The following is an 11,924-nucleotide window of genomic DNA, read 5'->3' as shown; positions in this document are numbered from 1 at the left end:
GCGACCGGCCGGCCCGGCAGACCGACAGGGATCACATTGGACCGTCTCGTCGTCCGCGGCGCCCGTGAGCACAACCTCAAGGACGTCCACATCGACCTGCCCCGCGACGCGCTGATCGTCTTCACGGGGCTGTCCGGCTCGGGGAAGTCCAGCCTGGCGTTCGACACGATCTTCGCCGAGGGCCAGCGCCGCTACGTGGAGTCGCTGTCGGCCTACGCCCGCCAGTTCCTGGGGCAGATGGACAAGCCCGACGTCGACTTCATCGAGGGCCTCTCGCCGGCCGTCTCGATCGACCAGAAGTCCACCAACCGCAACCCGCGGTCGACCGTCGGCACGATCACCGAGGTCTACGACTACCTCCGGCTGCTCTACGCGCGCGCCGGTCAGCCGCACTGCCCCAACTGCGGCAAGCCGATCTCCCGGCAGACCCCGCAGCAGATCGTCGACCAGGTGCTGGCCATGGAGGAGGGCACCCGCTTCCAGGTGCTCGCCCCCGTCGTCCGCGCCCGCAAGGGCGAGTACGTCGACCTGTTCAGCTCGCTGCAGACCCAGGGCTTCTCCCGCGTCCGCGTCGACGGCGTCGTCCACCAGCTCACCGACCCGCCGAAGCTGAAGAAGCAGGAGAAGCACACGATCGAGGTGATCGTCGACCGGCTCACCGTCAAGGAGAGCGCGAAGCGGCGGCTCACCGACTCGGTGGAGACCGCGCTCGGCCTGGCCGGCGGCCTCGTCGTCCTCGACTTCGTCGACCTGCCCGAGGACGACGCGCAGCGCGAGCGCACCTTCTCCGAGCACCTCGCCTGCGTGGACGACGGGCTGTCCTTCGAGGCGCTCGAGCCGCGGTCGTTCTCCTTCAACTCGCCGTTCGGCGCCTGCGTCGAGTGCACCGGCATCGGCACCCGCAAGGAGGTCGACCCCGACCTCGTCGTGCCCGACCCGGAGAAGACCCTGGCGCAGGGCGCGATCGCCCCGTGGTCCACGTCGATGAGCAACGAGTACTTCACCCGGCTGCTCACCGGCCTGTCCCAGCAGCTCGGCTTCTCCATGGACGACCCCTGGGAGCGGCTGCCCGCGAGGGTGCAGAAGGCCGTGCTGCACGGCTCGCCCGACCAGGTGCACGTCCGCTACAAGAACCGCTACGGCCGCGAGCGCAGCTACTACGCCGCGTTCGAGGGGGTGCTGCCCTTCCTCGAGCGGCGGCACGAGGACACCGACAGCGAGTACATGCGGGACAAGTACGAGGGCTACATGCGCGACGTGCCCTGTCCCGTCTGCCACGGCACCCGGCTCAAGCCCGAGATCCTCGCCGTCAAGCTCAACGGCCGCTCGATCGCCGAGGTCACCGGGCTGTCGATCGGCGACGCCGCGGAGTGGCTGGGTGCCCTCGAGCTGGGCGAGCGGGAGCGGGCCATCGCCGACCGCGTGCTCCGGGAGATCCAGGCCCGGCTGTCCTTCCTCGTCGACGTCGGCCTGGACTACCTGTCGATGGACCGGCCGGCGGCGACCCTGGCCGGTGGCGAGGCGCAGCGGATCCGGCTGGCCACCCAGATCGGCTCCGGCCTGGTCGGCGTGCTGTACGTGCTCGACGAGCCCTCCATCGGGCTGCACCAGCGCGACAACACCCGGCTGATCGAGACCCTCGTGCGGCTGCGCGACATGGGCAACACGCTGATCGTCGTCGAGCACGACGAGGACACGATCAAGACCGCCGACTGGGTGGTCGACATCGGCCCCGGCGCCGGCGAGCACGGCGGTGAGGTGATCGTCAGCGGCACGGTCGACGAGCTGCTGGCCAGCGAGCGGTCGCTGACCGGCCAGTACCTGTCCGGGCGCAAGGAGATCGCCGTCCCGCAGGTGCGCCGCCAGCCGACCCCCGGCCGCGAGCTGGTGGTCAAGGGCGCCCGCGAGCACAACCTCAAGGGCGTCGACGTCACGTTCCCGCTCGGCTGCCTGGTCGGCGTGACCGGGGTGTCCGGGTCGGGCAAGTCCAGCCTGGTCAACGACATCCTCTACACGGTGCTGGCCAACCAGCTGAACCGGGCGCGGATGGTGCCCGGGCGGCACCGCACGGTCACCGGCCTGGAGCACCTGGACAAGGTCGTGCACGTCGACCAGTCGCCGATCGGGCGGACCCCGCGGTCCAACCCGGCCACCTACACCGGCGTGTGGGACCAGGTGCGCAAGCTGTTCGCCAGCACGTCGGAGGCGAAGATGCGCGGCTACCAGCCCGGCCGCTTCTCGTTCAACGTCAAGGGCGGCCGCTGCGAGGCCTGCTCCGGCGACGGCACGCTGAAGATCGAGATGAACTTCCTGCCGGACGTCTACGTCCCCTGCGAGGTGTGCAAGGGCGCTCGGTTCAACCGGGAGACCCTCGAGGTGCACTACAAGGGCAAGACGGTCGCCGAGGTCCTCGACATGCCCATCGAGGAGGCGGCCGACTTCTTCGCCGCCATCCCGGCCATCTCCCGGTACCTGCGCACCCTCACCGAGGTCGGGCTGGGCTATGTGCGGCTCGGCCAGCCGGCGACCACCCTCTCCGGCGGTGAGGCGCAGCGGGTCAAGCTGGCCAGCGAGCTGCAGAAGCGATCCAACGGCCGCAGCATCTACGTCCTCGACGAGCCCACCACCGGGCTGCACTTCGAGGACATCCGCAAGCTGCTGATCGTGCTGCAGGGCCTGGTCGACAAGGGCAACTCGGTGATCGTCATCGAGCACAACCTCGACGTCATCAAGAGCGCCGACTGGCTGATCGACATGGGTCCCGAGGGCGGGTTCCGCGGCGGCACCGTCGTCGCCGAGGGGCCGCCGGAGTTCCTCGCCACGGTCCCGGAGAGCCACACCGGCCGGTACCTGGTCCCGATGCTCGACCCCGACGCCGTGGCCGCCGCGGCGGTGCCGAAGAAGCGGGCGCGCAAGAAGGCCAGCTGAACCGCGGGCCGGGCCGGTCCGGACGCCAGCCGTCCGGCCCAGCCCGGCCCCGCCCGGCCCGGCCCGGGCCCTCGTTCCGGTCACCCCTCGTCGCTACCGTCGACCGGCGGACGGGAACGGAGGTGGCGAGGTGGCCGAGCAGCGGACCTACCCGCACGGTGTGACCTGCTGGATCGACACGGAACAGCCCGATCCGGCCGAGGCGGCCCGCTTCTACGCCGGCCTCTTCGGCTGGACGCTCACCGACGTGGTGCCGCCGGACGCGCCGGGGACCTACCTCATCGCCACTCTCGGCGGGCAGGACGTCGCCGCGATCGGCCCCACGACGTCGGGCACCGCGGCGTGGCACACCTACGTCGCCGTCGACGACGCGGACGCGACGGCGGCCGCGGTGACCCGGCTCGGCGGCACGGTTCACGCCGGTCCCGAGGACGCCGGGCCCGGCGGCCGTGCGGCCACGTGCACCGACCCCCTCGGTGCGGGGTTCCGGCTCTGGCAGGCCCGGCGCCGCCCGGGGGCGCAGCTGGCCAACACGCCGGGCGCCTGGAACTTCAGCGACCTCCACACACCCGACCGCGACGCCGCGATGGCCTTCTACGGGCCGCTGTTCGGCTGGCTCGCCGTGGACATGGAGCAGGGGGCCGGCACGATGATCCAGGTCCCGGGGTACGGCGACCACCTGGCGGCCACCGTGGACCCGGGCATCCACGAGCGGCAGGCGTCGGCGCCGCCGGGGTTCGCCGACGTCATCGGGGGTGTGGTGGTGGTCCCGGCGGGAGAGCCGGCCCGCTGGCACGTCACCTTCACCGTGGCCGACCGCGACGCCAGCGCCGCCACCGCCGAGCGGCTCGGCGCGGCGGTGCTGACCTCCTCGGACGACCTGTGGACACGGAACGCACTCGTGCGCGACCCCCAGGGAGCGCAGTTCACGATCGCCCAGTTCACCCCGCCGGACGGCGAGTGGTGAGCCCGCCGGTCGCCCGCTGAGCGGCGGTCGGGCACCCCGGGCGAGGATGGCCGGGTGTCCGACCCCGCGCGCACCCACGACCTGGTCATCTACGGCGCCACCGGCTTCGTCGGCCGGCTGCTCGCCGCCTACCTGGCCGAGGCCGCGCCGGCCGGCCTGCGCATCGCGCTGGCCGGCCGGTCCCGGAGCCGGCTCGAGCAGGTGCGCGCCGGGCTGCCGGCGGCCGCCCGCGACTGGCCGCTGGTCGAGGCGGACTCCACCGACGCCGCCTCGCTCGCCACCCTGGCCGCCTCGACGCGGGTGCTGGCCACCACGGTCGGCCCGTACATCCGCCACGGGCTGCCCGTCGTCGAGGCCTGCGCCCGGGCCGGCACGCACTACGCCGACCTCACCGGCGAGGTGCTGTTCGTCCGCCGGGCGATCGACCGCACCGACACGGTCGCCCGCGACACCGGTGCCCGGATCGTGCACGCCTGCGGCTACGACTCCATCCCCTCCGACCTCACTGCGCTGCTGCTCGCCGAGCGGGCGCGGGCCGACGGCGCCGGCGGCCTGCGCGACGTCCAGCTCGTCGCCACCGCGCGCGGCGGCTTCAGCGGCGGCACCCTCGACTCCGCCCGCGCCCAGTTCGAGGAGATGCGCCGCGACCCCGCGGCGCGCCGGCTGGTCGGCGACCCGTTCGCGCTCAGCCCCGACCGCGACGCCGAGCCCGACACCCGCCAGCCGCGCGACGTCGGTCCGCCCTCGCGCACCCCGGACGGCCGGTGGACGGCGCCCTTCGTCATGGCCCCGTTCAACACCCGCATCGTCCGGCGCAGCAGCGCGCTGCAGGGCTGGTCCCACGGCCGCGGGCTGCGCTACGGCGAGGTGATGGGCTGCGGGCGGGGTCTCCCCGGTGCCGCGACGGCCACCGCGGTCACCGCGGGGCTGGCCGGCTTCTTCACCGCGATGGCACTGCCGCCGACCCGCGCCGTGCTCGACCGGGTGCTGCCCGAGCCGGGCACCGGGCCCAGCGAGCAGACCCGGGCCCGGGGCTGGTTCCGCAGCGTCGTCGACGCGACCACCGAGAGCGGGCGGCGGTACCGCGCCACCGCCGCCGGCCGGGGCGACCCCGGCTACGCCGCCACCGCCGTCATGCTGGGCGAGACCGCGCTCGGGCTGGCCCTGGACGGCGACCGGCTGCCCGGCCGCGCCGGCTCGCTCACCCCGGCCACCGCGCTCGGGTCCGTGCTGGTGGACCGGCTGCGCGCCGCCGGGCACACCTACGAGGTCACGGAGACCTGAACGGGTGACGCCGGCGGACTTGAGCGCGGGGCGACCCGCGCCCTACCCTCCGTGTGACCGACGTCACGCGGCGCTGCCGGCGTGACGGGTCCCCGATCGAGGAGGAGCCGGTGACCGCGCTCACGCCCGACTGTGACCCGGACCTGTCGAACTGCGGCTCGCCGACGTCCCCACCCGGTGGCGGCGTGCGGTCCACGGTCGTCCTCCTGGCCCTGGTGACCGTCGCGGCGCTCGCCGTCACCGGCGAGGAGGTCCCGGGCGCGGTGGCCTTCCTCGCCGGTGGCGTGGGCGCGCTCGCGGCCCTCGTGCTGGCCCGACGGGCGGTGCGGCTCACCGGGCGGGCCGGCGCCGCCCTCGCGGCGCACCGGCCGCGGGCCGGGGCGGTGCACCGGTCGCGTCCGGTCGGCTGACCACGGCGAGCCGGGGCCACCCTGCGCGGGCGGGCGCGAGCGGGCAGGCTCCCCGTCTAGGACGCGTCCGAGGAGGCCCGCCCGATGACCAGCCCCCGTCACCTGGACCGAGGCCGCCGACGGCGTCCGGCTCGCCGAGCGCCGCTGGACGCCCGACGGCCCGGTGCGGGGCGCCGTCCAGGGGGTGCACGGGCTCTCCGAGCACGCCGGCCGCTACGAGCGGCTGGCCCGGGCGCTCACCACCCAGGGGTTCGCCGTGGCCGCCCTCGACCACCGGGGGCACGGGCTCACGGCGGGGTCCACCGGCCCCGGCGGCTTCGGCGAGGGCGCCACCAGCGACGCCGTCCTCGACGACGTCCGGGACCTGGGGGAGCGGCTGGCCGCCGGCCACCCCCGCGTCCCGCGCTTCCTGCTCGGCCACTCGCTGGGCTCGGCGGTCGCGCTGGCCTCCGCCGAGCGGGACGGCGCGGACCTGGCCGGCCTGGTGCTGTCCGGGCCCATCGGCGTCGCACCGCAGCTGGCCGCGGCGGTGCCGCAGCTGGAGGCGGCCGTCGCCGGCGGCCTGGGGGAGCAGCCGATGGACGCCCTGGGTGCCTTCACGCCCCCTTCGAGCCGGCCCGCACGCCCTACGACTGGCTCAGCCGCGACCCGGGGGAGGCCGACGCCTACCTGGCCGACCCGCTGTGCGGCGACCACGTCCCGCCCACGTACCGCTACGGCGCCGGCATGTTCGCGCTGGTCACCCGCGCGGCGAGCCCCGAGGGTGTGGCCGGCCTGCCCCGCGGGGCTGCCGGTGCTTCTGCTCGCCGGGCAGCGCGACCCGGTGGGCGGGACGGACGCCGCCCAGGTCGCCGCGCCGGCCGACCCGCTGCGCGACGGCGGCCTGCCGGTGGAGCTGCGGGTCTACCCCGACGCCCGGCACGAGGTGTTCAACGAGACCAACCGCGACGAGGTGACCGGCGATCTGCTCGGTTGGCTGGGTGCCCGGCTCGGCGGCTGAGCCCTCACCCGCGCCGGGCGCCTCTGCCCGGCGGCCGGGCGACGAGCGGTCGTCGGCGGCCGTCCGGGGCGCCGGCGTCCCTGACCGGGCCTCGACCTCCTGCCAGAACGCGTCGACGCGGGCGTTCCAGCGGTCGGGCACCTCCTGGAACGGCTGGTGGGCCTCGGTGTCCCACAGCTCGAACCGCGCACCCGGGATCGCGCGGGCCACCACCCGGCCGAGCTCCGGACGCCCGACGAGATCGACGCCGCCGACGAGGACGAGGGTCGGCGCGGTCACCTGCCGCAGCCGGTCGGTGGTGTCGTGGTCGACCAACGCGTCGAGGTAGCGCTGCAGGTCCTCCGCCGGCTGCTTGTGCGGGAAGGCGATCACCTCCTCGACGAAGGCCTCCACCGTGCCGTCGGCATGGGCCCGGGGCGTGTAGACGTCGAGCCAGAACCCCTCGAGGAACTCGCGCTCCCCGGGGGCCGCGGCCGCCAGCCGGCCGGCGAACCGCAGCCAGGTGCGCAGGTAGCGGTCCGGCCGGGCCCAGGTCCCCTGCAGCACCAGGCTCCGCACCAGGTCCGGACGGCGCAGCGCCAGCTCCTGGGCAGCGATGCTGCCACCGGAGAAGCCGGCCACGTGGGCCGACGCGATCCCCAGCGCATCCAGGACGGCGGCCGCGTCCTCGGCCATCATTGCCACGGTCAGGGGCTCGTCCGGCATCGCCGTCCGGCCGGCCCCCCGGTTGTCGAAGGCGGTCAACCGGTAGCGGTCGGCCAGCCCGTCCAGCTGGAACGACCAGGACTCCACGGTGTCCCCGGCTCCGCCGATCAGCAGGACGTCGGGACCGGAGCCCACCTGCTCCACCCAGGTGTCGAGCGAACCCGCCCGCACGTGTCGGCCCATGCCGTCCTCCTCCCCGGGCGCGGCCGACGCACGTGCTGCACACGGATATGCAGCACCGCAACCCCGGGATCGCTGTGGCCCATCGACGTGCGCGATGTGCCCGGTCGAGGCTCGTTCCGGGCGCCGCGGACGGGCAAGGGGCGGAGGGCCTGGGGGAGATCACACGGATGTCATCTCGCGGACACCCGCGGACGGCGGACCGTCGTCCGGCCCACCTAACCTGGGGTGCATGCCCGACCCGTCCACGTACCGACCGGCGGTCGGGAGCGTCCCGGAGTCCCCCGGCGTCTACAAGTTCCGCGACCCCAACGGCCGGGTCGTCTACGTCGGCAAGGCCAAGAACCTCCGCCAGCGGCTGAACAGCTACTTCGCCGACGTCGCGGGCCTGCACCCGCGCACCCGGCAGATGGTGACGACGGCGGCCGCCGTCGAGTGGACCGTCGTCGGCACCGAGGTCGAGGCCCTCCAGCTCGAGTACAACTGGATCAAGGAGTTCGACCCGCGGTTCAACGTCCGGTACCGCGACGACAAGAGCTACCCGAGCCTGGCCGTGACGCTCAACGAGGAGTACCCGCGGCTGCAGGTGATGCGCGGCCCGAAGAGGAAGGGCGTGCGCTACTTCGGCCCCTACGCGCACGCCTGGGCCATCCGGGAGACGCTCGACACCCTCACCCGGGTCTTCCCGGCCCGCACCTGCTCCACCGGCGTCTTCAAGCGCGCCGGGCAGATCGGCCGGCCCTGCCTGCTCGGCTACATCGGCAAGTGCGCCGCGCCCTGCGTCGGCCGGGTCTCCGCCGAGGAGCACCGGCGGATCGTCGACGGCTTCTGCGACTTCATGGCCGGCCGCACCGACCAGATGGTCCGCCGCCTCGAGCGCGAGATGGCCGAGGCCGCCGAGGCGATGGAGTACGAGAGGGCCGCCCGGCTGCGCGACGACCTCGGCGCGCTCAAGCGGGCGATGGAGAAGCAGGCCGTCGTCCTCGGGGACGGCACCGACGCCGACGTCGTCGCCTTCGCCCAGGACGAGCTCGAGGCCTCGGTGCAGGTCTTCCACGTCCGCGGCGGGCGGGTCCGCGGTCAGCGCGGCTGGATCGTCGACAAGGTCGAGGCGGTCACCACCGGCGAGCTGGTCGAGCAGTTCCTGCTGCAGGTCTACGGCGGCGTCGACGAGGCGACCGGCGTCGGCGAGGCGGGGGAGGCGGTGCCCAAGGAGGTGCTGGTCCCCGAGCTGCCCGACGACGCGGACGTGTACGAGGAGCTGCTCAGCGAGCTCCGGGGCAGCCGGGTCAGCCTGCGGGTGCCGCAGCGGGGCGACAAGCGCGCCCTGCTGGAGACGGTGGAGCGCAACGCCAAGGAGGCCTTCGCCCGGCACCGGGTCAGGCGGGCCAGCGACCTGACCGCCCGCTCGCTGGCGCTGTCGGAGCTGCAGGAGGCGCTCGAGCTGCCGGAGGCGCCGCTGCGGATCGAGTGCATCGACATCTCGCACGTCCAGCAGACCAACGTCGTGGCGTCGATGGTGGTGTTCGAGGACGGGCTGGCGAAGAAGTCGGACTACCGGCGGTTCTCCGTCCAGCAGGGCACCGACGACACCGCCGCGATGGCCGAGGTGGTCCGCCGCCGGTTCGCCCGCCACCTCAAGGAGGAGGCCGACCGGAAGGACGAGCAGGGGGTCGCGGCCGAGGAGGGCCGGCCGCGCCGGTTCGCCTACCCGCCGAACCTGCTGGTCGTCGACGGCGGCGCGCCGCAGGTCGCCGCGGCCGCCCGGTCGCTCGACGAGCTCGGCGTCGTCGACGTCGCCGTCTGCGGGCTGGCCAAGCGGATGGAGGAGGTGTGGCTGCCCGGCGAGTCCGACCCCGTCGTCCTGCCGCGCACGTCCGAGGCGCTCTACCTGCTGCAGCGGGTGCGGGACGAGGCGCACCGGTTCGCGATCACCTACCACCGGCAGAAGCGGTCGACCACCATGCTGGTCTCGCTGTTGGACGACGTCCCCGGGCTCGGGGAGACGCGGCGGAAGGCGCTGATGAAGCAGTTCGGGTCCCTCAAGCGGCTGCGGGCCGCCACCGTCGAGGAGCTGGTGGCGGTGCCCGGCATCGGCCGGCGGACGGCGGAGGCGGTGCTCGCCGCGGTCGCACAGCCGGAGGTGGGGGAGGCGGCGGAGGTGCAGCCGGAGGTGGGGGAGGCGGCGGAGGCACAGCCCGAGGACGGTGCCGCCCAGCCCGAGGACGGCGCCGCCGCACCCGCCGAGGAGATCGTCGAGACGACGACCGAGACCGTCGAGACGACGACCGCCCCGGCCGACCCGGCCGAGCGCGGCACCCCCCGCAGCGGCTCCGGCGCCACGGCCGAGGTCGGACTGGTGGCCTCGTGAGCGAACGGGCCGAGACCGTCGCCCAGGACACCGCACGCCGCGACACCCCGCACCTCGCGGTGCCCCACGGCGTCCCGGGTCACCCGCACACCGACGTCCCGCCGCCGCTCGACGCGTCCTCCACCGAAACCGCGCCGCTGGACGTCGTCGTGGTCACCGGACTCTCCGGCGCCGGCAAGAACAGCGCCGGGCGGGTGCTGGAGGACCTCGGCTGGTTCGTCGTCGACAACCTGCCGCCGGCGCTGCTGCTGCCGATGGTCGAGCTCGGCGCGCGCGGCGACGTCCGCCGCTTCGCCGCCGTCGTCGACGTGCGCAGCCGGGCCTTCTCCAGCGACCTGCAGGAGGCGATCCGGGTGCTCGCGGAGGCCGGGCACCGCCCGCGGGTGGTCTACGTGCACGCGCGCGACGAGGTGCTGGTCCGCCGCTACGAGTCCAACCGGCGCGAGCACCCGCTCCAGGGCAGCGGCACCCTCATCGACGGCATCACCGCCGAGCGGGCGCTGCTGACCGGCATCGCCGGCGAGGCCGACCTGTGGGTGGACACCAGCGACCTCAACGTCCACCAGCTCCGCGCCACGCTGGAGAACGCCTTCGCCCGTGAGGGCAAGACGCCGCCGCTGACCGCGACCGTGCTCAGCTTCGGGTTCAAGTACGGCCTGCCGCTGGACGCCGACCTCGTCGTCGACGCCCGCTTCCTGCCCAACCCGCACTGGCTGCCCCACCTGCGCCCGCACACCGGCCAGGACCCGGACGTGCGCGACTACGTCCTCGGCCAGGACCACGCCCGGCCGTTCCTCGACCGCTACACCGACGTGCTGCGGCTGCTCATCCCCGGCTACCGTCGCGAGGGCAAGCGCTACCTGACCCTCGCCGTGGGCTGCACCGGCGGCAAGCACCGCAGCGTCGCCATCGCCGAGGAGTTCGCCCGCCGGCTGCGCGCCGACGGCGTCGACACCGCCGTCCAGCACCGCGACCTGGGCCGCGAGTAGTGGCGGCGCAGCCCACCCCGCCCGCCGCCCGGCCGCCCCGCGTCGTCGCCTTCGGCGGCGGTCACGGCCTGGCCGCCGCGCTCGCCGCCTGGCGCCGGCTCACCCCGCACCTCACCGCGGTCGTCACCGTCGCCGACGACGGCGGCTCCTCCGGGCGGATCCGCCGCGAGATGCCCGTGCTGCCCCCCGGCGACCTGCGCATGGCACTGACCGCGCTGGCCGGGGAGGACCCCGACACCCGGCAGATGGCGACGCTGCTGCAGCACCGCCTCGGCGGCAGCGGCGTGCTCGCCGGCCACCCCGTGGGCAACCTGGTGCTCACCGGGCTGACCGAGCTGCACGGCGGGGACACCGTCCGGGCGCTCGACGACCTGTGCCGGATGCTCGGCGCCTGCGGGCGGGTGCTGCCGATGGCCGACGTCCCCCTGGACCTGATCGCGACGGTCGAGAGCACCGACCCCGACGACCCCCGGCGCACCCGCCGGATCCGCGGGCAGGTGGCGATCGCCACGACACCGGGCCGGGTGCGCGACATCCTGGTCTCCCCGGCCGACCCGCCGGTGGCCCCCGCCGTCCTCGACGCCATCGCCACGGCCGACGTCGTCTCGCTCGGCCCGGGCTCCTGGTACACGTCGGTGCTGCCGCACCTGCTGGTGCCGCGGCTGCGGGCCGCGCTCACCGCGAGCAGCGCCCGCGTGGTCGTCGTCCTCAACCTCGAGCCGCAGCCGGGGGAGACGGACGGCTTCTCGCCGGAGGAGCACCTCACCGTGCTGCAGGGCCACCTGGGCGGAGTGGCGTTGCACACGGTGATCGCGGACCAGGAATCGGTTGTTGACCGCTGTGGTCTCCTTTCAGCGGTACGTGAGTGCGGAGCCGAGCTCGTGCTGGCCCCGGTCGCCGAGGACGGCGGCGTGCCGCGGCACGACCCGGCGCGCCTGGCCGGAGCACTCCGGGAGGCGCTCGGGACGCGGCAGGGCATGGACGTCAGCGGGCGCGTGCCGCAACCTCACGTACCGGAACCGGTACGCGGGGGAGACGAAGGGAACGCCGCACATGGGGCTGGTTGAGCCCGGGGGAACGTGGGGGTGGA

At 74.7% G+C, this 11,924-nt stretch carries 8 protein-coding genes and 1 pseudogene; 8 read left to right on the top strand and 1 reads right to left on the bottom strand.

Annotated elements, in window-relative coordinates:
• The first annotated feature begins 36 nt into the window (after positions 1-36).
• The 5 genes from uvrA (at position 37) to BLW63_RS28850 (ending at position 6,589) form a co-directional block, all read left to right on the top strand.
• Entirely contained in the window at positions 37-2,928 is a 2,892-nt protein-coding gene (gene uvrA, locus BLW63_RS02475) for an excinuclease ABC subunit UvrA (RefSeq protein WP_091151036.1), read from the top strand.
• 130 nt (positions 2,929-3,058) lie between these two features.
• On the top strand, positions 3,059-3,895 hold the full coding sequence (locus BLW63_RS02470) for a VOC family protein (protein ID WP_091151034.1): 837 nt from the start codon (positions 3,059-3,061) through the stop codon (positions 3,893-3,895).
• A gap of 54 nt (positions 3,896-3,949) precedes the next feature.
• Complete coding sequence (locus BLW63_RS02465; protein WP_091151032.1) at positions 3,950-5,179, top strand: saccharopine dehydrogenase family protein; 1,230 nt, start codon at positions 3,950-3,952, stop codon at positions 5,177-5,179.
• 110 nt (positions 5,180-5,289) lie between these two features.
• On the top strand, positions 5,290-5,589 hold the full coding sequence (locus BLW63_RS02460; RefSeq protein WP_091151226.1) for a hypothetical protein: 300 nt from the start codon (positions 5,290-5,292) through the stop codon (positions 5,587-5,589).
• Between the two features lie 163 nt (positions 5,590-5,752).
• Positions 5,753-6,589, top strand: coding sequence for an alpha/beta fold hydrolase (locus BLW63_RS28850; RefSeq protein WP_170856597.1), 837 nt, complete (start codon positions 5,753-5,755; stop codon positions 6,587-6,589).
• Between the two features lie 153 nt (positions 6,590-6,742).
• Here BLW63_RS28850 and BLW63_RS28845 read toward each other — a convergent pair.
• Positions 6,743-7,477: pseudogene (locus tag BLW63_RS28845) on the bottom strand (alpha/beta fold hydrolase); the annotation flags it as partial.
• A gap of 229 nt (positions 7,478-7,706) precedes the next feature.
• Between BLW63_RS28845 and uvrC the strand changes: the two are divergent.
• From uvrC to BLW63_RS02435, 3 genes are read left to right on the top strand one after another with little or no spacing between them, the layout of a single operon-like run.
• Positions 7,707-9,845 (top strand): excinuclease ABC subunit UvrC, encoded by a 2,139-nt coding sequence (gene uvrC / locus BLW63_RS02445; protein WP_091151030.1) that lies wholly within the window; start codon positions 7,707-7,709, stop codon positions 9,843-9,845.
• Entirely contained in the window at positions 9,842-10,834 is a 993-nt protein-coding gene (gene rapZ / locus BLW63_RS02440; RefSeq protein WP_244522300.1) for an RNase adapter RapZ, read from the top strand. Before uvrC ends, rapZ begins: the two co-directional genes overlap by 4 nt.
• Complete coding sequence (locus tag BLW63_RS02435; RefSeq protein WP_091151027.1) at positions 10,834-11,901, top strand: gluconeogenesis factor YvcK family protein; 1,068 nt, start codon at positions 10,834-10,836, stop codon at positions 11,899-11,901. The genes rapZ and BLW63_RS02435 overlap by 1 nt, the downstream gene beginning before the upstream one ends.
• Positions 11,902-11,924 lie beyond the last annotated feature (23 nt).

This window comes from Geodermatophilus africanus, assembly GCF_900107105.1.
GTDB lineage: Bacteria > Actinomycetota > Actinomycetes > Mycobacteriales > Geodermatophilaceae > Geodermatophilus > Geodermatophilus africanus.
Note: the sequence above shows the minus strand (reverse complement) of the source record. Positions and strands in the feature narration are given on the sequence as shown.

What these genes read in the sequence shown, in the direction of transcription:
- uvrC (WP_091151030.1), top strand. Translation starts at nt 7,707, where the DNA reads ATGCCCGACCCGTCCACGTACCGACCGGCGGTCGGGAGCGTCCCGGAG.